The 23,931-nt window shown below is 68.1% G+C and carries 20 protein-coding genes and 1 pseudogene; 8 read left to right on the top strand and 13 right to left on the bottom strand.

Features of this window, described 5'->3' with window-relative positions:
* Positions 1 to 11: 11 nt before the first annotated feature.
* A complete protein-coding gene (locus VI123_RS06405) occupies positions 12 to 1,154 on the bottom strand; it encodes an NAD(P)/FAD-dependent oxidoreductase (protein ID WP_336337199.1) in 1,143 nt (380 codons plus the stop codon).
* A 99-nt stretch (positions 1,155 to 1,253) separates the two neighbouring features.
* Between VI123_RS06405 and VI123_RS06400 the strand changes: the two genes are divergently transcribed.
* Positions 1,254 to 2,372: a PAS domain S-box protein gene (locus VI123_RS06400; RefSeq protein WP_336337198.1), complete on the top strand. Its 1,119-nt coding sequence runs from the start codon at positions 1,254 to 1,256 to the stop codon at positions 2,370 to 2,372.
* A gap of 128 nt (positions 2,373 to 2,500) precedes the next feature.
* On the opposite strand, the gene mvaD is transcribed toward VI123_RS06400, so the two are convergent.
* From mvaD to msrA, 3 genes and pseudogenes are all read right to left on the bottom strand, one after another.
* On the bottom strand, positions 2,501 to 3,475 hold the full coding sequence (mvaD, locus tag VI123_RS06395; RefSeq protein WP_336337197.1) for a phosphomevalonate decarboxylase MvaD: 975 nt from the start codon (positions 3,473 to 3,475) through the stop codon (positions 2,501 to 2,503).
* 82 nt (positions 3,476 to 3,557) lie between these two features.
* On the bottom strand, positions 3,558 to 4,094 hold the full coding sequence (locus tag VI123_RS06390) for a cob(I)yrinic acid a,c-diamide adenosyltransferase (protein ID WP_336337196.1): 537 nt from the start codon (positions 4,092 to 4,094) through the stop codon (positions 3,558 to 3,560).
* Positions 4,095 to 4,163: 69 nt separating this feature from the next.
* Positions 4,164 to 4,828, bottom strand: a pseudogene (gene msrA, locus VI123_RS06385) (peptide-methionine (S)-S-oxide reductase MsrA).
* Positions 4,829 to 4,918: 90 nt separating this feature from the next.
* Here msrA and VI123_RS06380 point away from each other — a divergent pair.
* The 3 genes from VI123_RS06380 (at position 4,919) to VI123_RS06370 (ending at position 5,768) form a co-directional block, all read left to right on the top strand.
* Entirely contained in the window at positions 4,919 to 5,089 is a 171-nt protein-coding gene (locus VI123_RS06380; RefSeq protein ID WP_336337194.1) for a DUF7838 family putative zinc beta-ribbon protein, read from the top strand.
* Positions 5,090 to 5,157: 68 nt separating this feature from the next.
* Positions 5,158 to 5,361, top strand: a complete 204-nt coding sequence (locus VI123_RS06375; RefSeq protein WP_336337193.1) for a DUF7511 domain-containing protein — start codon at positions 5,158 to 5,160, stop codon at positions 5,359 to 5,361.
* 38 nt (positions 5,362 to 5,399) lie between these two features.
* Complete coding sequence (locus VI123_RS06370; protein ID WP_336337192.1) at positions 5,400 to 5,768, top strand: response regulator; 369 nt, start codon at positions 5,400 to 5,402, stop codon at positions 5,766 to 5,768.
* On the opposite strand, the gene VI123_RS06365 is transcribed toward VI123_RS06370, so the two are convergent.
* The 6 genes from VI123_RS06365 to VI123_RS06340 form a co-directional block, all read right to left on the bottom strand.
* Positions 5,765 to 9,622: a PAS domain S-box protein gene (locus VI123_RS06365; protein WP_336337191.1), complete on the bottom strand. Its 3,858-nt coding sequence runs from the start codon at positions 9,620 to 9,622 to the stop codon at positions 5,765 to 5,767. The genes VI123_RS06370 and VI123_RS06365 overlap by 4 nt on opposite strands.
* Before the next feature lie 74 nt (positions 9,623 to 9,696).
* Positions 9,697 to 11,118 carry an aminomethyl-transferring glycine dehydrogenase subunit GcvPB gene (gene gcvPB / locus VI123_RS06360; RefSeq protein ID WP_336337190.1) on the bottom strand — a complete coding sequence of 474 codons (1,422 nt, stop codon included), beginning with the start codon at positions 11,116 to 11,118 and terminating at the stop codon, positions 9,697 to 9,699.
* The gene (gene gcvPA, locus VI123_RS06355) at positions 11,115 to 12,458 is read right to left on the bottom strand and encodes an aminomethyl-transferring glycine dehydrogenase subunit GcvPA (protein WP_336337189.1); all 1,344 of its coding nucleotides are present in this window, start codon (positions 12,456 to 12,458) and stop codon (positions 11,115 to 11,117) included. The genes gcvPB and gcvPA overlap by 4 nt, the downstream gene beginning before the upstream one ends.
* 107 nt (positions 12,459 to 12,565) lie before the next feature.
* A complete protein-coding gene (gcvH, locus tag VI123_RS06350) occupies positions 12,566 to 12,949 on the bottom strand; it encodes a glycine cleavage system protein GcvH (RefSeq protein WP_336337188.1) in 384 nt (127 codons plus the stop codon).
* On the bottom strand, positions 12,946 to 14,040 hold the full coding sequence (gcvT, locus tag VI123_RS06345) for a glycine cleavage system aminomethyltransferase GcvT (RefSeq protein WP_336337187.1): 1,095 nt from the start codon (positions 14,038 to 14,040) through the stop codon (positions 12,946 to 12,948). Before gcvT ends, gcvH begins: the two co-directional genes overlap by 4 nt.
* 134 nt (positions 14,041 to 14,174) lie before the next feature.
* Positions 14,175 to 15,971: a sensor histidine kinase gene (locus VI123_RS06340; RefSeq protein WP_336337186.1), complete on the bottom strand. Its 1,797-nt coding sequence runs from the start codon at positions 15,969 to 15,971 to the stop codon at positions 14,175 to 14,177.
* A gap of 201 nt (positions 15,972 to 16,172) precedes the next feature.
* On the opposite strand from VI123_RS06340, the gene VI123_RS06335 reads away from it, so the two are divergent.
* The 4 genes from VI123_RS06335 to VI123_RS06320 all read left to right on the top strand — a co-directional run bounded on the left by VI123_RS06335 (position 16,173) and on the right by VI123_RS06320 (position 20,319).
* The gene (locus tag VI123_RS06335) at positions 16,173 to 16,601 is read left to right on the top strand and encodes a universal stress protein (RefSeq protein ID WP_336337185.1); all 429 of its coding nucleotides are present in this window, start codon (positions 16,173 to 16,175) and stop codon (positions 16,599 to 16,601) included.
* A 97-nt stretch (positions 16,602 to 16,698) separates the two neighbouring features.
* On the top strand, positions 16,699 to 18,879 hold the full coding sequence (locus VI123_RS06330) for a heavy metal translocating P-type ATPase (protein WP_336337184.1): 2,181 nt from the start codon (positions 16,699 to 16,701) through the stop codon (positions 18,877 to 18,879).
* Between the two features lie 108 nt (positions 18,880 to 18,987).
* Positions 18,988 to 19,434 (top strand): NYN domain-containing protein, encoded by a 447-nt coding sequence (locus VI123_RS06325; RefSeq protein ID WP_336337183.1) that lies wholly within the window; start codon positions 18,988 to 18,990, stop codon positions 19,432 to 19,434.
* 39 nt (positions 19,435 to 19,473) lie between these two features.
* Positions 19,474 to 20,319, top strand: coding sequence for a TatD family hydrolase (locus VI123_RS06320; protein ID WP_336337182.1), 846 nt, complete (start codon positions 19,474 to 19,476; stop codon positions 20,317 to 20,319).
* Positions 20,320 to 20,343: 24 nt separating this feature from the next.
* On the opposite strand, the gene pstB is transcribed toward VI123_RS06320, so the two are convergent.
* From pstB to pstC, 3 genes are read right to left on the bottom strand one after another with little or no spacing between them, the layout of a single operon-like run.
* Complete coding sequence (pstB, locus tag VI123_RS06315; protein ID WP_407066978.1) at positions 20,344 to 21,222, bottom strand: phosphate ABC transporter ATP-binding protein PstB; 879 nt, start codon at positions 21,220 to 21,222, stop codon at positions 20,344 to 20,346.
* The gene (gene pstA / locus VI123_RS06310) at positions 21,222 to 22,865 is read right to left on the bottom strand and encodes a phosphate ABC transporter permease PstA (RefSeq protein WP_336337181.1); all 1,644 of its coding nucleotides are present in this window, start codon (positions 22,863 to 22,865) and stop codon (positions 21,222 to 21,224) included. Before pstA ends, pstB begins: the two co-directional genes overlap by 1 nt.
* Positions 22,866 to 23,876, bottom strand: coding sequence for a phosphate ABC transporter permease subunit PstC (gene pstC, locus VI123_RS06305; protein WP_336337180.1), 1,011 nt, complete (start codon positions 23,874 to 23,876; stop codon positions 22,866 to 22,868).
* Between the last annotated feature and the right edge of the window lie 55 nt (positions 23,877 to 23,931).

Raw genomic sequence — 23,931 nt, 5'->3', positions numbered from 1 at the left:
GCGCCGCTGTTTTATTGCTCGTCCGTCCCGTCCGCGTCGAGATTCAGTTCTTCGCTGACGAGGTCGACCGCGTTCTCGACGGCCCCCACCGTTCCCAGGTAGCCCGCACCGACGGTCGTCTTGAGCGCCAGCGCGGCCCGCCCGGTGAGGACGGAAGGGCCGACCTTCGCCACGGCGTCGTCGCCGACGGAGACGAGCCACCCCGGCACGTCGAACTGGTACTGTGTGAGCCGCGGCCCGAAGCCGCCGGCGTCGCCCCGTTTGCGGTCGACGAGCGTCCCGATGTTGTCGGCGGCGACGCGGGCCTCGCGGATGGCCGCCGCCGCGCTGGCCGGGACGGCCTCGCCGTCGCTGTCGACGACCCGGGCGGCGTCGCCGACGGCGAACGTCGACTCGCCGAGTCGGAGGTCCGCCCGGACGACGGGCCGGTCGGCGTCGAGCGCCGGCGACCCCTCGATGCCGCCGGTCCAGACGAACTGGTCCGCCGATAGGTCCGAGCCGTCGTCGAGCGCAATCGCGTCGGCGTCGGCCCCGACCACACCCGTCCCCGTGCGGACGGTCACGCCGACGTCGACGAGCGCGTCGTGGACCGCCGACTGGAACGCCGGCGGGAACGACGGGGCGACGGCGTCGTCCTGTTCGAGCAACAGGACCTCGACGCCGTCCTCGCGCATCTCGGCCAGTTCGCCGGCCACCTGCACGCCCGACAGGCCAGCGCCGCCGACGACCACGCGGTCGCCGTCGTCGAGGGCCAGGAACCGCTCGCGGATGTCGCGGGCGTCTTCGAGCCGTTTCAGCGGCGTCGCGTGCTCGCGCACGCCCGGCAGGCCGTAGTACGCCGTCCGGGCACCGAGACACACCGCGCCCACGTCGTAGGACAGCGTCTCCGAGCCGTCGAGCGTCGCCGTCCCCTCGTCGGGGGCGACATCCGTGACCGTCGCCTGCTTAATCTCGCAGTCCAGCACCGCGTCTAAGTCGACGGTTATCTCCGCGGCCAGCGACGGCCGCCGGACGACCCGGTGGAGTTCGTGCTGGACGAGGTGCTCGGGCCGCTCGTCGACGACGACGAGCGAGACGCCGTCCGGAAGCGTCCCTTCGAGTTTCCGTGCGAGCGTGAGCCCCGCGTATCCGGCTCCGAGAACGGCGACGCGCATACCGCCCGGTTGGGACCAGACGCTCATAGGCCTGTCTCCGTGGGGACGACCCACCGTACCATTTATATTCACGTACCGTGGCGACTAGGCTAGCCTAAAATGGACGACGGTGTCGAGTTACTCGTTGGCGAGTTGTTCCAGTCGCTGACCGAAGCGGGTCACACGGAGACGCGACAGGCGCTGCTGGAGGCGTACCAGGACAGCGCGGTCCGCGAGCGTGAGGCCCTCTCCCGGACACTGCTGTCCGAGTTTCTGACGCTGCTGGACGCCCGGCTCGACCGCGACGCGGAGGTCGAAATCCTGGCGGACTCGGTCGGGTCGCTGGTCGAACGGTTCTCGGCCATCGTCCAGTCGGTCCCCGCGGCGGTGGTGGTGATCGACGCCGACGGGTCGATTCAGTTCTGGAACGACGGCGCGGAGCGGCTGTTCGGGTGGACGGAAGGACAGGTGACCGGCCGGGCCTACGCCGACACGCTGGGGGAATCCCCCGCCGAACTCGACGAGCTACTCGGGTCGCTCGTCGACGGCGAGTCCCTGACCGGTGTCGAGGCCTGCCACCGACACGCCAACGGGTCGTCGTTCGACGTGCAGTTGTGGGGCGCGCCGCTCAACGGCGACGGCACGGACGGCGCGTCGCTGGTCGTCAACGACATCACGGAACAGAAGCAGCGGGAACAGCGGATCACCGTCCTCAACCGGCTGTTTCGCCACAACATCCGCAACGACGTGACCGTCGTCCGCGGCCACCTGGACCTGCTCGCCGAGGAGTGCGACAGCGAGCACGTCGAGGTCATCGCCGACCGCATCGAGGACATCCGGGGGCTGAGCGAGGCCGCACACCAGATAGAGCAACTGCAACACGGCGACGGGTCCGAGCGGACGACGTTCGACCTCGACGCCCTGCTCCGTGACCGGACCGGGCGTCTGCGGGCCGAGCAGGCGGCCGTGGACCTCCGCCGGAACGTCCGGGTCGAGGGACGCGTCGTCGGGCACGAACTGCTGCCGTACGCGCTCGACAACGCGGTGGAGCACAACGACGCCGCGACCCCCCGCGTCGAGGTGACCGCCGAGCCCGAGGCCGGCACCGACCGGGTCACGCTCACGGTCGCCGACAACGGTCCGGGCCTCCCCGAGACGCAGGAGGCGTCCTGGCGACCGGGACGGAGACGCCGCTCTCTCACAGCACGGGGACGGGCCTGTGGCTCACCCAGTGGATAGTCCGCGAATCGGACGGCTTGGTCGCCGTCTCGGAGGGGTGCCTCGGTGGCACCGACGTGGAACTCCGCCTCCGGCGACCGGTCGACCACGGGGCCGGGTGAGCGTGGGCGGTCCGGGGCAACGAGCGCTCAGAACAGCGCCGCGTCCTCGTCGAGTACCTGTGCGGGGCCGCCGACGTCCCAGACGCGGGTGTCGACGCCGCAGTCCGCGACCGTCTCCTCGACGCGGTCGACGTACGCCTCGGTGGTGTTGATGTAGACGCTCGCGCCGGTGTCGACGGAGAAGTACACCGGCACGTCCTCGCTGTTTCGAAGCTCCCGGACGGCGTTGAAAATCTCGATGGTGCGGGGCTGCCAGTACACCCAGCCGGCGGGGCCGGTCATCGTCGCCGCGGCCAGCGACAGCGAGTCTTTCTCGGCGAGTTCGAACGTCCGGTGGAAGTCACCGTCGTACAGTGCGTCTCGCATATCCGAAATCTGACCGTGGATGTGGGCCATCCGCGACTCGAACATGTGGCTCTCGGCGGCCTCCTTGTGGGCCTCCTCGGTCTCCTTGTAGGAGGGGACCATCCCGGCGACGATTCGCAGGTCGTCTTCGAGGTCGGTCTCGATGCGCTCGCTCCGGCAGTCTTTGTCGTTCATCCCGGTCCTGAGGTGGGAGAACGCGCCGGTCACCGCTCGGGCGGCCGACGAGGAGCCGCGGCGGGCGACCGTCGATATTTCGGGGCGGGTCATGTCCAGCCCGGCGGCCTCGACCAGCGCCATCGCCGCCGCGGCGAAGCCCGACGACGAGGAGCCAAAGCCGATGTTCGTCGGGAAGTTGTTCGCCGACTCGAAGCGCACGCCGTGGTCGATGCCGGCGAGGTCCCGGACGTGGTCGACGACGGCGTCGATGCGCTCGGCCCCGCGGCCGGTGACCGTCTCGCCGTCGATGACGTACACGTCCTCCTCGCGGTCGGGGTCGAAGGCCGCGGTCGTCTTCGAGTGGCTCGGCGCGGTACAGACGGAGATGCTGTCGTGGTACGGCAGCCGCAGTTCCTCGTCGCGCATCCCGTGGTACTTCACCAGCCCCTGAATCGGATGTGCCTTCGCGGTCGCTTTCATACCTCACCCTTCCGGGCCGGTCACTTTGCTATTGCGAACCGCCGACGCGGCACCGCCCACCGCGGCGGCCGGGTGGAGGCGCTCAGTACTCGGGGTTCTCCTCGCGGACACCCTCGCGCTTGTTGACGAGGCGGGCGAGGGTAAACAGCGCGTCCGAGAGGCGGTTCAGGTAGATGATGGCCGTCTCGTTGACGCCGGCCTCCTCGGCGGCGAAGGAGACACAGCGGCGCTCGGCGCGCCGACAGACCGCGCGGGCGTGGTGGAGCTTCGCCCCCGGCTCCGACCCCGAGGGGAGGATGAACGACTCCAGCGGGTCCAGTTCCGCGTCGGCCTCGTCGATGAGGTCCTCTAGCGTCTCGACGTGGGACTCCTGTATCCGCGGGTCGTCCTCGTCGGGGCTGGGGTTCGCGAAGTCGGCCTGGACGATGTGGAGGTGGTTCTGGACGACGCGGAGCTTCTCGTCGATGTCGTCGTGGCCGGTCGGCCTGACGACGCCGACCAGCGCGTTCACCTCGTCGACGGTGCCGTACGCCTCGATGCGGCGGCTGTCCTTCGAGACCCGCTCCATGTTCCGGAGGTCCGTCTGGCCCTGGTCGCCGCGGCCGGTGTAGATAGTCATAGCTGATGCTGGCACTGCCAGCGTCTTATAGCCGTGGGCGAATCCTTGGGGAGCGGCCGACCCGCCGGCTCAGAGCCGGCGGCGGACCTCCGAGAGGGCGGCCGGCGGGAGGTCCAGTTCGGCGAACAGCGCCTCGCGCTGGGCGTCGTCCCCGTGGCCGGCGACGAAGCCGTTGAGCCGGGCAGCGACCGTCGAATCGACGAACCCGTCGCCACAACGGTCTTCGAGTTCGTCGGCGACCACCGGCGTCGAGCGGAGTTCGTACTTCTGGTGGTAGTCTTCTGCCAGGTAGAACCGGTCGAGGTTCTCGATAGCCGTCTCGACTGCCGTCCCCGTCCGCGATTCGAGGTCGGTTCGCGTCCGCTCGGCGACCTCGCGCTGGCGGTCGTCGTGTGCCAGCACCACAGCGCGGTACTGGCGCTTGTGCGGGGCCGAAAACGGCGCGTGGTTCGCCCAGAACACGTCGAGCAGGGCCGCGTAGCTCACCGCGTCGGGGTCGTACTCGACCTGCACGACCTCGGTGTGGTCGCCGAGCGCGTAGTAGCTGGGGGTCGGTTCGGTCCCGCCGGCGTAGCCGACCCGCGTCCTGACGACGCCCGGCATCGCGCCGAACCGCGCGTCCGGGCCCAGAAACAGCCCATGCCGAACGTCGCCGTCTCGGTCGCCGACGGCGGCGGCGCGTCGGCGTCGACGGCCAGTTCGGTCGGCCGGGTCGGCTCGTACGTCGATGGCATACCGGACCCAGGGGTTCGAGCGGCTTGCCTGCTTCGACGGCCCGGACGGAACCGGGAAGTTCAACTGTACCCCCGCGGAACCAACTCGGTATGGGCCTCGAACTCGAACACTACTGTCCCGAATGCGAAGAGTACCGCGACTTCTGGAAGGTCGCGAGCACGACGATGCACCTGGGGACCAAGGTCAAGTGGCACTGCCCGGAGTGTGAGTACGGGTTCGTCCGCATCGACGGCGAAGTCGACACCGGACAGGCGGCATAGCTCTCCCGAGCGGTATAGAGACCTCTTAGCAGCTGTTTTACACTATCCCCGAGCAGTCTCTCGTACCGATGAGCCTCGACCCGGACGGTAGCGGGAGCGCGACGGACGAGCGGCCGGGGGCCCCACAGGAGCTGTCGATGACCGTCGTGGAGTACACCGGGGAACCGGACCGCTGTACCGTCTCGCCGCGGGGGCTCTCCGGCGTCGCCAAGCTATCGACCTGGATTACCGTGGACAGGGCGGTCGTCGTCGACCTGGACGCGATGCGGTGACCGAGAGTTTTTACCGGGGAACCACGGACCTAGAACCGATGAGTATCGAGGTCCTACTGGTAGACGAAGACGAGGACGTCCTGGAGATAGTGGGTGCGTTTCTGGGACAGGAGGACGGGTTCGAGATAACGACCGAAACCGACCCCGAGACGGCACTGGACCTGGCAACGGCGGACGATTTCGACGCGGTCGTCAGCGACTACAAGATGCCCCGGCTGGACGGGATGGAGCTGTGTCGGGCGCTCCGGGACGACGGCGTCGGCATCCCGTTCCTGCTGTTTACGGCCCGCGAGTACGACGACGTCGCGGACACCGCCGCGGAACACGGCGTCACTGCCGTGGTCCAGAAGGGGACGGGCACGGAGCAGTACAGCGTCCTCGCCGACCGCATCCGCGAGGCAATCTAGGCGTCCATCCGCGGCAGTTCCAGCGTGACGACCGTCCCGCCGTCCGGGCCGCTGTCGAACTCGACTGTCCCGCCGTAGGTCTCTGTCACCCAGACGACGAGCCACAGCCCGAGCCCGGTCCCGTGACGGAGCTGCGTTATCGGTTCGTCGCCGGTCACGACGTCGAGTTCGTGCTGTGGAATCCCCGGCCCGTCGTCCGCGACCGTGATCGCGATGAGTTGCTGGCCCGCCTGCACGTCGACACGAACCGAGGGCTCGTCGCCGCCGTGTTCGAGGCTGTTCTCGACGAGTTCGCCCAGAACCCGGTGGAGCCGCCCGTCGCCCGCGCTGACTGACTGCTCCGGGAGGTCCGTCTCTATCCGGCCGGCGTACTCGTCCCGGTAGGTGGAGACGATGTCGGAGACGGCGGCCGGCACGTCGACCGGGTCCTGCCCGAACTGGTCGCGGCGGACGGACCGCTCCATCTCGCGTGCGCGCTCGCCGAGAGCCGCCATCTCCTCGGCCTTCCGCTGGAGCCTGCGGAGGATGGACCGACGCTCGGCGTCGTCGATGCGCTCCGCCAGGGCGTCGGCCATCCCGAGGACGACGGTCAGGTCGTTCCGGAGGTTGTGCCGGAGGACGCGGTTGAGCAGTTTCAGCCGGCGTTCGCGCTCCCGCTGGTCCGTGATGTCGGTGTAGATACCGAACCCACGGACGCTGTCGCCGTCCCGGCTGTAGGGGACGCCCCGGAAGAGGAAGTCGCGGAACCCGGTCTCGGTCATCAGCCGGAGTTCGGTCTGGAATGCGTCGCCGTTCGTCTGCGTCTCGTCGAACCGGGGGAGCGTGTCGCCCGTGGTGTCCGGCGGCCGGAGGAGGTCGGACAGCGGGCTGTCGACGGCCCCGTCCTGGCCGTACCCGAACACGTCGGAGAAAGCGGGGTTGACCGACCTGACGACGGACTCGTCCCCGACCGTCTCCGTCTCGATGACGGCGTCGGGGAGCGTGTTGAACAGGTACGAGAAGCGGTCGCGCTCGTCCTCTAGCTCGGCCCGGGCCTGCTTGAGTTCGGTCAGGTCTCGGACGACGCCGACGGTGCCGCGGAACTGGTCGGCGTCGAGCAGCGACACCTCGATTTCGGCCGGTCGCCGCTCGCCTGTGGCCGTCTCCAGCGTCGTTTCGAACTGGACCGCGCCGGTCCCGCCCTGCCGGCAGAGGTCGGAGATGCGGCGGTCGAACTCGTCGATGGCACCCTGTTCGAGGACGGTACTCGGATGCTGGCCCAGGAGCGCGTCCCGCTCGTAGCCGAGCCACTCCGCGAGCGGTTCGGTGACCAGCTGGACCCGGCCCTCGTTGTCGAGGACGTACATCATGTCACGGACGTTCTCGACCACCGACTCGTACCGCAACAGGCTCCGTTCTCGCTCGACGCGGTCGAACGCCGCGACCGCGTTGGACGCGAGAATCTCCCCGATGGAGACGTCCGAGTCGGTGAACTCGTGGCCGGCCTCTGCGCCGATGCTCACGACGCCGTACTCGCCGAGCGGGAGGTACATCGCCGCGGTCAGCACGTTCGACTCGTAGTTGTCTACCCGCTCGAACTCGTCGACGACCATCGGTTCGTCGCGCTCGAACGCGTCGCCGGGGAACCCCTCGTCGGCGTCGTACACCGGCCGTTCGGGCACCTCGTCGCTGGCGGCGACCGGCCGGAGCGTGTCCGTCTCCTCGTCGTAGAGCCTGACGAGCGCGTGGTCGAACCCGAGGTCCACCTCGGTCGCCGCGATGACGGTCTCGGCGACCTCCTGTGGCGTCTGGGCCTGCATGAGCGACCGGGTCGTGTCCAGCAGCCCCGACAGCGCCTCGTCGCGGCGTTTCTGCTCCGTGATGTCCCGGATGACGCCCGCGGTGCCGGCGAACCGCCCGTCGTCGTCGTACCGCAGCGTCATGTGGTCCTGAGCGGGGAACGAGTTCCCCGAGGCCTGCTGTATCTCGAGTTCGAACGACTCCTCGTCGTCGCGGTCCCCGAATATCATCGCCTGGACGATGGACTCGGCGCGCTCGACGACGGCGTCGTCCTTGATGGAGCCGGTGTACGAGCCAAGCAGTTCGTCCTCGGCGTAGCCCGTGAGGTCGGTCATCGCCTGGTTGACGAACTCGAAATAGCCCTCGGAATCGAGCGCGTACACGCCGTCGTCGACCGCTTCGATGATGTTCTCGTACCGTTCGAGTTCGTCCTCGCGGTGGCGGCGCTGGAGTTCGTGGTTGACCCACTCCACCAGCAGTTTCAGGAACGCCTCCTCGTTCTCCGAGAACGACTCCGCGCGGGCCTGTCGGTCGGCGAAACAGAGCGTGCCGTACGGTTCGCTGTCGACCGTGATGAGGCCGCCGGCGTAACACGCGATACCGCAGTCGTGGTACACCTCCGCCACGTGCCCGTCCGCCGCGGCGGCGTCGGTAATCGCGTAGAGGTCGCCGGTTTCGAGCACCCGCTTGCAGTAGGTGTCTTCAAGCGCCGTCTGCCTGCCGGGCTCGACGGGGGAGCGGCCGACGACCGTCCGGACTTCGTGGACCCCATCGTCGATACGGCTCAGGTAGCCAAACGACATCCCGAGCCGGTCCAGCCCGATTCCGATGGCCCGCTCGACGGTCGCAGTCTCGCTGAGTCCGTCCGCGGTGGCCAGCTGTGTCAGTTCCTGGAGCGAGTCGTTGTTGGCACGCAGCGTCCGCTCTCGCTCCTTGCGCTCCGTGATGTCTGTGACGATGGCGACCAGACGCGGGGGCTGGGCGTCGCGGTCCTCGACGATGCCACGGGTCCGGAGCCACCGCGTCTCCCCGTCGACGGCGGCCCGGAACTCGGCGTCGAACCGCTCGTCGCCGTCGGTGACCCGCTCGAAGGCCGCTTCGAGCGACTGGCGGTCGTCGGGGTGAACGTACTCGTAGAACGCCGAGACGGTGCCCTCGAAGGCGTCCGGCGTCGTCCCGAAGAGGGCCGCGGTCGCGTCGTCCCAGACCATCTCGTCGGTTCCCAGGTTCCATTCGTAGACGCCGGTGTCGGTCGCGTCGAGCGCCAGGTCGAGCCGCCGGTTCGTCTCTTCGAGGGCGCGCTCGCGCTCCTTCCGGCCGGAGATGTCCCTGAGAACGCCCGTACAGAACCACTGCCCGTCTCGCTCGAAGTCGCCGAACGACACCGCGACGGTCAGCTGGTCCCCGGCGGCGGTCACGAGCGGCAGTTCGAGGGAGTCCCAGTCGACGTTCCGGTCGCCGGTCCGGCGGTAGCGGTCGATGCCCTCGCGGTGGGCGCTTCGCAGGTGCTCGGGAATCAGTTCCGCGAAGTCGGCTCCGACCAGCGCCCCGCGGTCGTAGCCCGTCAGTTCGGCGGCCCCGTCGTTCGCGTACACTATCTCGCTCTCGTCGTCGATTGTGACGACGGCGTCGGAGATGCTGCCGGCGATGGCGTCGAACGGAGCCGCGAGCGTCGGCGGGAGTCTCGCCCGGCCGTCGCCGGCGGCACCCTCGTCGGTATCCATCGGTTCGCGCCCCGCGATGTCGCGTACTCGGTCCGACAGCGACACTTCGCTGCGGGGCACGTACTCGGTCACGTCGTGACGCGTCGCCTGGGCGGCGACCGCGCCGTCCGGTTCGGCCGTCGTGAGGACGACCGGAAGCCCCGGATAGTCGGCGCGTATCGCCGCCAGCACGTCCAGGCCGGACTCGTCCCCCGGCAGGGTCTGTTCACAGACGACGATGTCGTAGGGCCGGTCGGCCAGTTCCGACAGCGCGCCCGTCACTGTCGTGACTGTGGCCGACGCGTCCGGTGTGGCTGTGTCCGCGTCCTCGTCGGCAGGACCGACGTACAACAAGTTCGGCGTATCCGACATAGCGTTCCGTTATAACTGCTATACGGCGGGGTATCATATACGCTCGGGCGAAAGTATCAAATGTCGAAACGCGGCTACGCGTCGTCGAGGGCCTGCCAGGAGAGCCGCGGGGTCCTGGCGGCGCTGACCTGGTCGATGCGCTTCGCCGCCGGGCGCGAGGGCGCGTCGGCCAGTTCGGCGTCGGAGTCGCCGGCCACGGCGTCGAACGCGGCCGCGAGCTGGTCGAGCGACCGCTTGGTCTCCGCCTCGGTCGGCTCAGTCATCAGCGCCTCGTCGACGATTTCGGGCCACTTCGTCGTCGGCGGGTGGACGCCGTAGTCGAGCATCCGCTTGGCGGCGTCGGCCGCGTCCTGGTCGCCCGCGCTGGCGACGAACTCGTGGTGGAACGGGCCGAAGGGCACGTCGTACGCTATCTGCTCGGCGAGGTAGTTCGCGTTCAGCACGGCCTTCGCGCTGGCGTCCCGGAGCCCCGCGTCGCCGAGCCGGGCGATGTAGGCGAAGGCCTTGACCAGCACCGGCCAGTTGCCGTAGAAGCCGTGGACCTTGCCAATCGACGCCTCCGGTTCGTAGTACTCGTAGTTGCCGTCGCGTTCCCTGACGTGGGGGGCCGGCAGGAACTGAGCCAGTCCCTCGCGGACGCCGACGGGACCGGCTCCGGGGCCGCCCCCGCCGTGGGGCGTCGCGAACGTCTTGTGGACGTTGTAGTGCATCACGTCGAAGCCCATGTCGCCGGGGCGAGCGCGCCCGAGCAGGGCGTTGAGGTTCGCGCCGTCGTAGTACAGCAGGCCGCCGGCGTCGTGGACGATGTCCGCGATGGTCTCGATGTCGCGCTCGAACAGCCCGAGCGTGTTGGGGTTCGTGAGCATCAGCGCGGCGGTGTCGTCGCCGACTGCGGCCGCCAGCGCTTCGACGTCGACGCGGCCGTCGTCGTCGCTCGGGAGTTCGACCACGTCGTAGCCGGCCATCGCCGCCGTCGCGAAGTTCGTGCCGTGGGCCGAGTCCGGGATGACGACCTCACGGCGCTCGTCGCCGTTTTCCTCGTGGTAGGCCTTCGCTATCCGGATGCCGGTGAACTCGCCGGCCGCGCCGGCCGGGGGCTGGAGGGTGACGGCGTCCATCCCGCCGATGCGGCCGAGGTAGTCCTGCAGGCGGTGACACAGCGCGAGCGTCCCCTGGACCGTCCTGTCGGGGCGGTCCGGGTGGACCGCGGCGTCGGGCCGTGCGGCGACGTCCTCGGTGAACGAGGGGTTGTACTTCATCGTACAGGAGCCAAGCGGGAACGGCCCGCTCTCGACGCCGTAGTTCATCTGCGAGAGGCGCGTGTAGTGGCGGGCCAGTTCCGGCTCGGCCGGCCCCGGGAGCGTCAGCGAGTCCCGCGTCAGGTCCTCGGGTAGCGTCGAGTCCTCGACCTCGACGGTCTCGCTGGCCTTCTCCGAAAGCAGGGGCTCGTAGCGGTCGTCGCCGTCGTCGGTCCAGCGCGCCTGGTCGTAGTTCATTTCGCCACCTCCGACAGCGCCGCGACGAGGCCGTCCTCGGCCTCGGCCGTGGTCTCCGTGGCGCACACCTGAATCAGGTGCTCGCCGACCGCGTGGACGGCGTAGCCCTCGTCGGCGAGGTCGGCCACGATGGCGCTGGCCGGCTGGTCGGTGCGGGCGACGAACTCCCGGAAGTGGTGGCGGCCGTGGACCGGTGCCTGCACCCCGACGATGTCGTTGAGACGGTCGGCGAGGTCCCGGGGGCGAGTCACGCACTCGTTCGCGAGGTCGACCAGTCCGTCGGGGCCGAGCCACGCGGCGTGCATCGCGGTCCGGAGCGCGACCCACGCCTGGTTCGTGCAGATGTTCGAGGTGGCCCGCTCCTTGCGGATGTGCTGTTCGCGTGTCTGGAGCGTCAGCGTGTACGCCCGGCGGTCCGCGGCGTCCTCGCTGGCCCCGACCAGCCGCCCGGGGACCTGCCGCAGGTACTCCTCGCGCGTGACGAACATCCCGAGGCCGAAGCCGTAGGCCGTGCCGGTGCCGAGCGAGGCCGCGTCGCCCACGACCACGTCCGCGCCCACGTCGACCGGGCGCTCCAGCAGGGACAGCGCCACGGGGTCCGACCCGAGGCAGAACAGCGCGTCGTGGTCGTCGGTGAGGTCGCCGACAGCGCCGAGGCGCTCCTCGATGACCCCCCGGACCGTCGGCGACTCGGCGTACACCATCGCGGTGTCGTCGTCTATCCGGTCGGACAGCGCATCCACGTCGACCGCGCCGTCGTCCATCGGATAGGACTCGACGGCGAGGCCCGGCCCGTCGGCGTAGTTCGCGAGCACTGCGCGCTTGCCCTCGCGGAGGTGCTCGGGGATCAGAACCCGGTCGCCCGACACCGACCGGACTCGCTGGGCGAGCGTCGCCGCCTCGCCGAGCGCCGTCGCGTCGTCGTACATCGAGCAGTTGGCGACGCCCAGCCCCGTGAGTTCGACCAGCATCGACTGGAACTCGAAGAGTGCCTGGAGGAAACCCTGCGCGACCTCCGGCTGGTACTGCGTGTAGGAGGTCAGGAACTCGGAGCGGCCGGCGAGGTCGTCGACGATGCTCGGGACGTAGTGGTCGTAGTGCCCGCGGCCGAGAAACTCGGTGAGGTCGGCGTTACGGCCCAGCAGGGCCGCGACCTCCCGGCGCGTCGCCCGCTCGCTCCGGGCGTCGATGCCGAACTCGCCGTCGAAGGCGACGGACTCGGGAACGTCGAACAGCGCGTCGAGGTCGTCGGCCCCGACTGCGTCGAGCATCGCGGCGGTCTCTGCGGCCGTCTGCGGTGCGTACGGACTGCCTGTCGCGTGTGAGTCACTATCGCTCATTTGAGAACCACCCAGCAGCGCGGGGGTGACATGATGGCAACAGCTAACGACCGTGTCCACATTAGGTTACTCCTTTCACCCCCTGCAGGGGACCACTGCCACCGGGGTTACGCTATCTGGTCGCGGTAGGCGTCGGGCGAGAGCAGGCCTTCGAGTTCGCCCTCGTCGGCGACCTCGACTTCGAGCATCCAGCCGTCGCCGAACGGGTCCTCGTTGAGCAGTTCCGGCTCGTCGCGGAGCCGGTCGTTGACCGCCGTGACGGTGCCGGAAACCGGGGCGTACACGTCCGAGACTGCCTTGATGGACTCCACCACGCCGAAGTCCTCGCCCGCCGTCAGCGCCGTCCCCTCGTCGGGCAGTTCGACGAACACCACGTCGCCGAGTTCGTCCTGTGCGAACGCCGTGATACCGACCTCGGCGGTGTCGCCGGCGACGCGCACCCATTCGTGTGACTCCAGATATCGCAGGTCGTCGGGAACGTCGAAGCTCATCTATCGAGGAATGGCGTGCTCCTGATACGTGCTTTCTTCGGTTCCCCGCGGACGACGACGCGGACGGACTCGCCCGGCTCGGCGTGGGCTGTCGGGACGTAGGCGAGGGCAATCGGCGTCCCCAGCGTCGGGCTCATCGTCCCGCTGGTGACGTGGCCGATGGCGTCCCCGTCCGGCGTCGTCACGTCGTAGCCGTGGCGCGGAACGCCGCGGTCGACGAGTTCGAGCCCGACGAGCGTCTCCGCCGGGCCTTCCGCGGCGATACCCTCCAGCGTGTCCCGTCCGACGAACTCGGTGTCGAGCTTGACGGTCCAGCCGATGCCAGCCTCGTACGGCGTCCGCGGCTCGTCGACCGGGTGGAACTCCTGACCGGAGAGCAGAAAGCCCATCTCGAGCCGGAGGGTGTCGCGCGCGCCGAGCCCGCAGGGCTGACAGGCCAGCGCGTTCCAGACCGTCTCGGCGTCGTCCCAGGGACAGAGGACCTCGAAGCCCCGCTCGCCCGTGTATCCCGTCCGGGCCAGCAGCGCGTCGACGCCGGCGACGGTCCCGTCGGCGACCTCGAACCGGGACAGGGCCGAAAGCGTGACGCCGTCCGTCTCGGCCGCCAGCAGGGCCGGCGCGTCCGGCCCCTGGACGGCGACCATCGCGTACTCCTCGGTCCGGTTCGTCACCGTCGCGTCCAGGCCCCGCTCGTCCCGCTCCGTGAGCCACCGCTCGGTCATCTCGCCGTCGTGACCGGCGTTGGGGACGAACAGGAACTCCTCGGCCGCGCCCGCCGGGAGCCGGTAGACCACGGTGTCGTCGAGCATGACGCCCGCGTCGTCGGTGATGGCCGAGTACTGGGCCTCGCCCGGGTCCAGTGCGGTCACGTCGTTGGTTGTCAGCCGCTGTGTCAGCGCCGCCGCGTCCGGGCCGGACACGGTTATCTGTCCCATGTGGGATACGTCGAACTTCCCGGCCTCGCCCCGGACGGCCTCGTGTTCCGCGCGAATCGATTCGAACTCGACCGGCATCTCCCACCCGCCGAAATCGGTGAAGGAGGCGTCGGCAGTCTCGTGAACCGCAGAGAGCGGTGGTGACCGCAGTGACATACGCGGATATCTCGTCCCGCGTCGTCTTACCGTTTGGCCCCCGTGACCCGACGATAAATCACATACGACGATATCAAATCGTCGAATCGACCGAACGGGTGGGTGAAGCCTGTCCGAAAACTGCGCCGAGTTCGTCACCCGTCTCGCGCCGGCGGGAACGTGAGTTCGACCCGCGTGCCGTCGTCGAGGTCGTCGGAAACCGTCACGGACCCTCCGAGGCGGCGGACGAGCCACGTGACCGCCCACAGTCCGAGGCCGCGACTGTCCGCGACCGGCCCCTCCGTCTCCGATTCCAGGACCTTGCGTTCCATCTCTGGGAGTTCGGCCCCGTCGGTATCGATGCGCAGCGCCACCTGCCCCGCCGGCGTCTCCTCGGCCCCGAGTTCGACGGTCGGGTCGGACAGGTCGGTGTACTCCAGCGCGTTGTCGATTAGAATGTCGAGTATCAGGTCGAGCGCCACCCTGTCGCCCGACACCGCCCCTTCGGTGGCCGCCACCTCGATGGTGGCCTCGGGGTGGCGCTCCGCGAGGTCCGCCCGGATGTCGTCGAGGACCTGCCGGAGGTGGACCGTGCCGCTCCGGAGGTCCCGGTCGATGACCCGGTCAAACGTCCGTGCCCGCTCGGCCAGCACGACGAGTTCCCGCGACGCGGTCTCGATTCTGTCGATGGGGCGCTCGGCGGCGTCGACGGAGCTGTCGGACCCGGAGAGTTCCCGTTTGAGCAGTCTCGCGTTCCCGCGTATCACCGTCAGTTTGTTCCGGATGTTGTGCCGGAATATCCGGCTCATGACCATTATCCGCTGCTCGCGCTCCTTGTCGCGGGTGATGTCCCGGACGATGCCCCGCAGTTTCGGTGTCCCGTCCCTGACGATTTTTTCGGCTCGGAGCCGGAACCACCGCTCGGTTTCGTCGCCGGTCTGGCGGCGCGCTTCCAGTTCCATCGGTTCGCCGGTCTCACTGCAAGCCTCGATGGCGTCGCGCAGGGCCTCCCTATCGCTGGGATGGTACTGTTCGAGGGCTTCCTCCAGTGTCGGGTTGTACTCCGGCGTCCCGTACAGGCGCTTCATGCCCCCAGTGCCCTCTATCAGCCCGGTCTCCAGGTCGAGTTCCCAGCCGCCGATGTCGGCCAGCGTCTCGGTCCCGATGAGCCACTCCAGTTGCTCCTCGCGCTGTTTCAGCCCCGTCGCGTCGTCCAGACCGACGACGACGCGCTCTACGCGCCCGTCGTCGTCGAGTATCGGCGCGGCGTTGCTCGAAAGCCACCGCTCGGTCCCGTCGGGCAACTCTATCCAGTGTTCGAACCCGAACACCGGGTCACCCGACTCGAAGACCCGCGTGACGGGGTTTTCGGACTCGGGAATCGGGGTCCCGTCCTCGTAGAATATCCTCCAGTCCGTTTCGGTGTACTGCTTGCGGGTGATTTGCTCGCGTTCGAGACCGAACAGGTCTTCCGCACGGCCGTTGGCCATCGAAATCTCGCCGGACGGTTCGACGACGACGAGTCCGACCGGACTGATTTCGAACACCCGTTCGACGAGGGCCTGCTTCTCCTCGCGGCGCTTGCGCTGTGTGACGTCCTCGGCCAGCCACAGCACGCGTTCCGTCTCCTCACTGCCGACCGGCGTGACGCGGGCCTCGAAGTGGCGGTCCCCGTCCTCGACAGCCAGCTGATACGCGATGTGCTGTTGCTCGCCGGTCCGTATCGCGTCCTCGATGACCGCGTAAAACTGGTCGGCCTGTGGCGTGGCGAAGACTTCCCAGAGGTCCGCTCCCGGTAGCGCCTCCGGGTCCTCGACGAACAACGCCCCGTTGTGAGCGTTGTGGATGACATCGACGAAGACGCCGTCGGCGTCGAATACCACGGCCGGGTTAGAAATTGTCTCACAAAGCCCGCGTAGCACGTCCGGGTCCGGGTAGTGTTCTCCGGTCATGGTCTGAGGTCGGTCAGTCGCCGTCGGCCGCCCGCGGAAGACTATCATTGGAGATGCGGCAGGAATCCTCCTAAGTGTTGTGTCGGCCCGGCAGTTCCGACTTTGAGGAGGCTGTGAGTGTCGACCGAGACGCCCCATAGCGAATCGAGCACTATCGACCGAGCAGTACATTCATTTCAGTACACGACAAATAACTGCTCTGTGCCAGCCAACGTTCTCGTCGCCTACGACGGGTCCCCGCTCGCAGAGCGTGCGCTCACGTACGCTATCGAGACCTTCCCGGCTGCAGCTATTACTACGGTTTACGTCATCAATCCAATCGACTCGGTTATCGACGTGGAGGCTGGCGGCCTCCCAGTCGCCGAAGACTGGTACGAGAATGCGACGGAAGAAGCACGCAGAATCCACACGAGGGCCACGGACCTCGCAACAGAGCGGGATACCGAACTCGATACCGTCACGGAAGTCGGCAAACCGGCACGGGCAATCCTCGACTTCGCTGACGACAACGCCATCGACCAGATTGTCATGGGCAGTCACGGCCGGGCAGGACTCGACCGTGCGCTCCTCGGAAGCGTTGCCGAGACAGTCACCCGCCGGGCACGGATACCGGTGACTATCGTCAGTTGAGGTGCTCGGGACAGAGTGCGAAGCCGACATCCCGTCAGACGAGAGCCAGCGACATATCGACAATGCAAAACCAACACCCACTGTGTGGAGAGACCACGTGACAGTTACTGAAACACCCCCGCTCTCGACGTGTACGGTCCGGATTGAACGACGGGGTGGTCGCGGCGAAGCGGGGGCGCGGGCGCTCGAACGACACCTCCGAGACAGACCCGGCGTCCACGACGTCGAGGTCTCGTTCCGAACGGGGAGCGTTCGGCTCACCTACGACGAGACCGTCACCTCCGAGGAAACGCTCAGACAGGCAGTCCGCGAGCGCAAGGTCTCGATACAGGACGAGCCCGATACGGAACCCGACGAGGTGCCCGCTCGCTCGGAACTCAGGCGTGAGGCAGTGTTCGTCGGACTGACGCTGGGCGGCATGGTGGCCGGCCTGGCGACGGGGTGGGCCAACGGCCCGTCGCTGCTCATGTGGGCTGGCTACGGCGTCGCGTACGTCTTCGGCGGCTGGTACGGGCTCAAAGGGGCCGTCGAGACGCTCCGCCACCGCGCGGTGGACATCGACCTGTTGATGATTGTCGCCGCGCTGGGCGCACTCACCATCGGCGCGCCGTTCGAGGGCGCGATGCTCCTCTTCCTGTTCTCGCTGTCGAACACGCTCCAACACTACGCAATCGGCCGTTCCCGCCGGGCAATCAAGTCCCTCGTCGAGATGCGCCCGGACGAGGCGCAGGTCCTGCGCGACGGTGACGAGGTCACAGTTCCCATCGACGAGGTCGCCGTCGGTGACGTGTTCGTCGTCCGGCCGGGGGATAGAATCCCACTCGACGGCGTGGTGATGTCCGGCGAGGGCACGGTCGACCAGGCCTCGCTCACCGGCGAGTCCGTCCCCGTCCCCAAGGAACCCGACGACGAGGTGTTCGGTGGGACGATAAACGAGAGCGGGAGCCTCGAAATCGAGGTCACTCGACAGGCCCACGAATCGGCCATCAGTCGCCTCATCACCATGGTCGAAGAGGCCCAGAGCGAGAAGGCCCCGACACAGCGGCTCATCGACCGTCTCGAACAGCCGTACGTCCTCGGCGTGTTCGCACTCACCATCGCGGCCATCGGGATTCCGCTCGCACTCGGCACCGAGTTCACGAGCACGTTCTACCGCGCGATGACGCTCATGGTCGCTGCCTCGCCGTGTGCGGTCATCATCTCGACGCCCGCGGCGGTCCTCTCGGCCATCGCCTCCGGCGGCAGGCAGGGCGTCCTGTTCAAGGGCGGCGAACACGTCGAGACCGCGGCGAACATTGACGCGGTCGCGTTCGACAAGACCGGCACGCTCACGCGGGGCGACACGCAGTTGACCGACGTGTTCGTCCGCGATGGTGCGTCGGACGGGACACTGACCGAGGACTCGCTCCTCTCGCTCGCGGCCGCAGTGCAGGCCCGGTCGGAGCATCACCTCGCGCGCGCGACCGTGGCGGCGGCGGACGAGCGAGCACTCGACACACCCGACGCCGCACGGTTCCAGTCGGCCGCCGGGAAGGGGGTTCGAGCCGACGTCGACGGCGGAACCATCCATATCGGAAACCGGAGCTACTTTCAGACGGTCCTCGGGGACGAGTCGGTCGAGGGGCTCGACCCCGGTCTCAATCGGCTCGAAACCTTCGAGACAGAGGGGAAAACGAGCGTCCTCGTCGCCAGACAGCGCGGCGACGGCGTCACTGTACTGGGGTGGCTCGCATTCACCGACACCGTTCGCCCCGACGCTGCCGAGATGATTGCGGACCTCCGCTCGCTCGGCGTGGAGCACATCGTCATGCTGACGGGCGACAACGAGCGCGTCGCACAGCGCATCGCCGACGAGGTCGGCATCGACGAAGTCCAGGCGGAGTTGCTGCCGGAGGAGAAGGTGGCGACCATCGAGGCACTGGTCGAGCGACACGAGAACGTGGCGATGGTCGGTGACGGCGTCAACGACGCGCCGGCACTCGCCACAGCGACCCTCGGCATCGCGATGGGCGGCGCGGGGACCGACGTCGCGCTCGACACGGCCGACGTTGTGTTGATGGGCGACGACCTCAGCAAGATTCCCTACGTCCTCGGCCTCGGACGCAGGACCCGCCGGACGCTCACCATCAATCTCGCCATCGCCTTCGGCGCGATAGCGCTCATGGTCGGGGCCATCCTCCTCCGGGGCATCCCACTCCCGCTCGCCGTGGTCGGTCACGAAGGCTCGACGGTCCTCGTCTCGCTAAACGGGCTTCGACTGCTCGGCTTCCGTGGGTAGGACGACGGAGACCGTGCGTCGAGACGATGCGCCGGCGTTTGATATCGCGGTTACGGGTTTACAGCTCGAAACGGCACGCATAAGCGGGGCGGGCGGGGAAAGGGGCGCATGGAGCTGTTCCGTCGGATATTCGGAGACATCGACTCGCGGCGGCGCGTCGGGCTGTTCGTCGACGGGCCGAACGTCCTCAGGTCGGAGTTCGACGTGGACCTCGACGAGGTCCGCGACATCGCGGCCGAGTACGGCCCGCTGGCGCTGACCCGCCTCTACGTCGACCAGAACGCCTCGCCGGGGCTCATCCAGGCCGCCGAGGCCCGCGGGTTCGAGGTCCGGACCACCAGCGGCGACGTGGACGTGCGGCTGGCCGTCGACGCGACGGACGCTGCCGTCTCGGGCCAGATAGACGTTCTGGTCGTCGCCTCGCGGGACACAGACTTCAAGCCGGCGCTGGAAGTGGCCGCCAGAGAGGGGGTCAGAACGGTCGCCGTCGCGCCGGGGGAGTACGGCCGCTCGGACGCGTTGCGGAACGCGGCGGAGGACGCGGTGACCCTGTAAGACGCCAACTGTTTTTCCGGCCGGTGCCATTGCCCGCGTATGGACCTCGACGACACGCCGGTACTGGACAACCACCTCCACCTGGACCCGGTCAACGGCCGGAACGTCGCGGCGGCAGAGGAATTCGCTGACCACGGCGGGACGCACCTGCTCGTACTCAACAAACCGTCCTGGCATCTCGTCGAGAAAGCGACCGAGGAGGCGACGTTCCGGGAGGCGTTCGACCTCACCGTCGCGGCCGCCACAGAGGCGTCGGGCGTGCTCGACGGACGAGCCTGGCCTGTCCTCGGGGTTCACCCGGCGCTGATTTCGAAGCTCGTCGAGGACGGCTACACGCCCTCGGAGGCGCGGGACATCATGCGGACCGGCCTCGACGTGGCAGCGGAGTACGTCGCCGAGGGGCGGGCGCTCGCGATGAAGTCCGGCCGCCCCCACTACGACGTCGACGACGCCGTCTGGGCGGCCTCGAACGAGGTGATGTGCCACGGGTTCGAACGCGCCGCCGACGTGGGCTGTGCGATACAGCTCCACACCGAGGGCGGCGAGGACTTCGAGACGGTCGCGCAGTGGGCCGAAGAACGCGGCCTCGACCGGGCGCAGGTCGTCAAACACTACTCGGGGGGCCGGCTCCAGGGACCGGTGAAGTCGGTGCTGGCCGACAAGGACGAACTGGAAATCGCCGTCGAGACCGACGAGCCGTTCCTGATGGAGACCGATTACATCGACGACCCGGACCGACCCGGTGCGGTGCTCGGCCCGAAGACCGTCCCGCGACGCGTCCGCTGGCTGCTGGAGAACGGGCACGACGCCGCAGTGCGGACGGCCCACGTCGAGACACCGAAGGCGGTGTACGGCATCGACACCGAAGCGACGCTGGAGCGGTAAGCGGCGACGGGAAAAGCGAGACGGCTATCCGAACTTCCCGGTGATGTAGTCCTCGACGCGCTGGCTGTCGGGGTTCTCGAAAATCTTGTCCGTGTCGTCGAACTCGACGAGCTCGCCGCCGGTGAGGAAGACGGCCGTCTTGTCGGAGATGCGGGCCGCCTGCTGCATGTTGTGGGTGACGATGACGACAGTGTACTCCTCGGCCAGTTCCTCGATGAGGTCCTCTATCTGTGAGGTGGCGATGGGGTCCAGCGCCGAGGCCGGCTCGTCCATCAGGATGACCTCGGGGTCGACGGCGATGGCGCGGGCGATGCACAGCCGCTGCTGTTGCCCGCCGGAGAGGTCCAGCGCGGACCCGTCGAGGCGGTCCTTGACCTCGTCCCACAGCGCCGCCTTCTTGAGGGACTGCTCGACGACCTCGTCGATGTTGTCCGTCTTGTCCTGGATGCGGAGGCCGTAGGCGACGTTGTCGTAGATGCTCTTCGGGAAGGGGTTGGGGTGCTGGAACACCATGCCGATTCGCCGCCGCAGTGCCACCGGGTCGACGTCGGCGTCGTAGACGTTCTTCCCCTTGAAGGTGAGCTCGCCCTCGACGCGGGCGATGTCGATGAGGTCGTTCATGCGGTTGATACACCGCAGGAAGGTAGACTTGCCACAGCCCGAGGGGCCAATCATGGCCGTCACCTGGTTCTCCGGGATTGCCAGGTCGATGTCCTGGAGCGCCTGGGTCTCGCCGTAGAACACGTCAAGATTGCGGGACTCGATGACGGTCCCCGCCCCGCTTTGCCCGACCGAGCCGCGGTCGGCGTTCTCGTCCAGGCCGCCCTTGCCGGGGTCGGTCGTCACGAGGGAGTCGTCGTCGGTCTCAACGTCGGTGTCGCTGGCCATGTCCTGTGAAGTCATTAGTTTGCCTCCTGTTGATATTTGTTCCGTACGAGGATGGCGACGGAGTTCATCGTCAGCATGACGACGAGCAGCGTCACGACGCCGGCCGCGACGACGCCGTACCGGAACTCGTCACTCGGTTCGAACGCCCAGGCGAAAATCTGCATCGGCATCGCGGTGAGCTTGCCGAACAGCCCGCTGGGCGGGGAGAACTTCGTCGTCGCCGCGCCGACCATGATGAGCGGCGCGGTCTCGCCGATAGCCCGCCCGAGGGCCAGAATCGTCCCGGTGAGGATGCCCGGCAGCGAGCGCGGCAGGACGACGTTCCGAATCGTCTGCCACCGGGTCGCACCCATCCCGTAGGACGCCTGCCGCAGCGAGTCCGGCACGGACCGAATCGCTTCCTGTGCGGAGATGATGACGATGGGCAGGATGAGCAGAGAGAGAGTCATCGCGGCGGTCAGCACCGTCCCGACGCCGAAGCCGGCGTAGGTGAACGGGCCGACCTGCGACTCGATGTTCACGAAGATGCCCAGCCCCAGCAGGCCGTACACGACTGACGGGACGCCGGCGAGGTTCGAGATGTTCACCTTGATAATCCGCGTGACGGCGGCCAGCGGGCCGCTGCCCGGCGCGTACTCTTCGAGGTAGATGGCCGCGCCGACGCCGAAGACGAACGTGAACACGCTCACCAGCACGATGAGGAATATCGAGCCGATGATGGCGGGGTACAGTCCCGCCTCCGCCGCGGTCTGTGACGGGCCGCTGGTGACGTACTGCCAGTCGAGCCACGGAGTCGGCGGCGTCGCTCCGATAGCGGTGACGACGGCCTCGCCCGCGAGGAACCCGAGGACGACGATTGCAGGGAAGGCAAACGCCGGCCATCGCTCGCGGGTTCGGGCCGTGTTCGCGACCGCGAACCCGGCCGGGAGGCCGAGCAACACGAGCCCGATGAGCCAGACCGACCGCGAGATGGCCGGCACGGTGTCGACCAGCGGGACGGCGGCGATAGCGAGAACGGGGAGGCCCACGCCGATACCCAGGCTCCGGCGCCGGGAGAAATCCAGCCGTTCCGCCGAGAGATACGCGGCGACGGCGGCCGCGGGGACCACGAGCGACAGGAAGTAGATGCCGGGCGAGCCAAGCAACGAGCCGACGGTCGTCAACGGGCCCAGCCCGAGCGTCCCGACGACCGGGCCGAGCAGTACCACCCCGAGCATCGCCAGGCCGACCCAGGTCGCCTCGCGGTCGTACTGGCCGTAGACGTACAGGCCGACGATGGGGCCGACGACGGTGAGGAAGTACGCGAACCACACCCCGGGGCTGGCGATAATCGAGAGGATGATGACGCCCGCGCCGGTCAGTAGGACGCCGGCCAGCGTCATGCTGAACAGCTCGAACGTCCCCGCGACGACGGCGGGCCGTGTCCGGGCGTAGGCGAAGAACGCGAGCAGCGGGACGAGCAGCGTGCCCGTGTACGCGAGGTACCAGCCGGTGCCGGCACTCGCCAGTCCGAGCGCGTCCCAGAACACGTACGCGAGCAACACGCCGAGTGCGAGGATGCCGACGATGGACGCGGCGAAGGAGACGTACTTGAAGACGATGCCCTTGATTCGGCTGACCTCGCCGAACTCGGTCTCTGTCGGTGATGTCGTGGCCATTTACTCGTAAACCTCCCGGTAGCGACTCGCCACGAGGTCGCTGACGACGTTCATCGCCAGCGTGATGACGAACAGCGTGAGTCCGATAGCGAAAAGCGACTGGTAGGCGGTCGACCCGCCGGAGATGTCCCCCTGGGCGATGTTGACCATCGCGACGGTCATCGTCGCGGAGCTCTCGGTGAACAGCCCGAGTACGTCCGTCGGGGCCACGTACGGGATGCCGAAGGCCTGCTGGACGGGCGGCATGTCCGGCGGCTGGGACCCCGCGGCCAGCACGACGGCCATCGTCTCGCCGATGGCCCGCGAGATGGCGAGGATGAACGACGAGGCGATGCCGGAGACCGCCGCCGGGACCACGATGGTCAGCGAGACGTTGAACTTCGTCGCCCCGAGGCCGTAGCCGGCCTGGCGCAGCGAGTCCGGGACCGAACTCATCGCGTCCTCACTGATAGAGGAGACCATCGGGATAATCATGATGCCGACGACGATAGAGGCCGAGAGCCCGTTGAACAGTCCCAGTTCGTCGAATCCCGTCCCGAAGACGCCGTTGAGCCCCGTAATCGCGGCGTTCAGCGCGGGCGTGACGTAGACGATAGCGAAGTAGCCGTAGACGACGGTCGGCACGCCCGCGAGGACTTCGAGCATCGGTTTCAGTATCGACCGCGTGCGGTCGCTCGCGTACTCGCTGAGGTATATCGCGGTCAACACGCCCGTCGGGAGCGCGAGCGCGCCCGCGCCGATGGTGATGAGAATCGTCCCGAGGACGAGGGGCAAGACGCCGAACGAGACCGGTTCGAGGTTCGGGCTGAACGTCGTCCCGGTCAGGAACGCCAAGACTGGCACCTCGGCGAAAAACTCCGCGGCGTCTAAGACGAGCACCCCGATGATACTCACCGTCGTCAGTACGGACAGGACGGCACAGCCCGCCAGCGCGTATTTGTATGCCGACTCACGGACTGACCTGAATCCCCGGTCGCCCGCCAGGTCCGGGGCCTGTCCTTCGTTGCTCATCGGTGTTGTTCGCTCATTCTGTGTATCTCGGGAAAAAGTACCCGGATTGTATCCG

This window comes from Haloarcula sp. DT43, assembly GCF_037078405.1.
Classification (GTDB): Archaea; Halobacteriota; Halobacteria; order Halobacteriales; family Haloarculaceae; genus Haloarcula; species Haloarcula brevis.
Note: the sequence above shows the minus strand (reverse complement) of the source record. Positions and strands in the feature narration are given on the sequence as shown.

Excerpts from the sequence above, each read along its gene's own strand:
- VI123_RS06405 (WP_336337199.1), bottom strand. The coding sequence starts at position 1,154 with ATGCGCGTCGCCGTTCTCGGAGCCGGATACGCGGGGCTCACGCTCGCA.
- VI123_RS06400 (WP_336337198.1), top strand. The coding sequence starts at position 1,254 with ATGGACGACGGTGTCGAGTTACTCGTTGGCGAGTTGTTCCAGTCGCTG.
- mvaD (WP_336337197.1), bottom strand. The coding sequence starts at position 3,475 with ATGAAAGCGACCGCGAAGGCACATCCGATTCAGGGGCTGGTGAAGTAC.
- VI123_RS06390 (WP_336337196.1), bottom strand. The coding sequence starts at position 4,094 with ATGACTATCTACACCGGCCGCGGCGACCAGGGCCAGACGGACCTCCGG.
- VI123_RS06380 (WP_336337194.1), top strand. The coding sequence starts at position 4,919 with ATGGGCCTCGAACTCGAACACTACTGTCCCGAATGCGAAGAGTACCGC.
- VI123_RS06375 (WP_336337193.1), top strand. The coding sequence starts at position 5,158 with ATGAGCCTCGACCCGGACGGTAGCGGGAGCGCGACGGACGAGCGGCCG.
- VI123_RS06370 (WP_336337192.1), top strand. The coding sequence starts at position 5,400 with ATGAGTATCGAGGTCCTACTGGTAGACGAAGACGAGGACGTCCTGGAG.
- VI123_RS06365 (WP_336337191.1), bottom strand. The coding sequence starts at position 9,622 with ATGTCGGATACGCCGAACTTGTTGTACGTCGGTCCTGCCGACGAGGAC.
- gcvPB (WP_336337190.1), bottom strand. The coding sequence starts at position 11,118 with ATGAACTACGACCAGGCGCGCTGGACCGACGACGGCGACGACCGCTAC.
- gcvPA (WP_336337189.1), bottom strand. The coding sequence starts at position 12,458 with ATGAGCGATAGTGACTCACACGCGACAGGCAGTCCGTACGCACCGCAG.
- gcvH (WP_336337188.1), bottom strand. The coding sequence starts at position 12,949 with ATGAGCTTCGACGTTCCCGACGACCTGCGATATCTGGAGTCACACGAA.
- gcvT (WP_336337187.1), bottom strand. The coding sequence starts at position 14,040 with ATGTCACTGCGGTCACCACCGCTCTCTGCGGTTCACGAGACTGCCGAC.
- VI123_RS06340 (WP_336337186.1), bottom strand. The coding sequence starts at position 15,971 with ATGACCGGAGAACACTACCCGGACCCGGACGTGCTACGCGGGCTTTGT.
- VI123_RS06325 (WP_336337183.1), top strand. The coding sequence starts at position 18,988 with ATGGAGCTGTTCCGTCGGATATTCGGAGACATCGACTCGCGGCGGCGC.
- VI123_RS06320 (WP_336337182.1), top strand. The coding sequence starts at position 19,474 with ATGGACCTCGACGACACGCCGGTACTGGACAACCACCTCCACCTGGAC.
- pstB (WP_407066978.1), bottom strand. The coding sequence starts at position 21,222 with ATGACTTCACAGGACATGGCCAGCGACACCGACGTTGAGACCGACGAC.
- pstA (WP_336337181.1), bottom strand. The coding sequence starts at position 22,865 with ATGGCCACGACATCACCGACAGAGACCGAGTTCGGCGAGGTCAGCCGA.
- pstC (WP_336337180.1), bottom strand. The coding sequence starts at position 23,876 with ATGAGCAACGAAGGACAGGCCCCGGACCTGGCGGGCGACCGGGGATTC.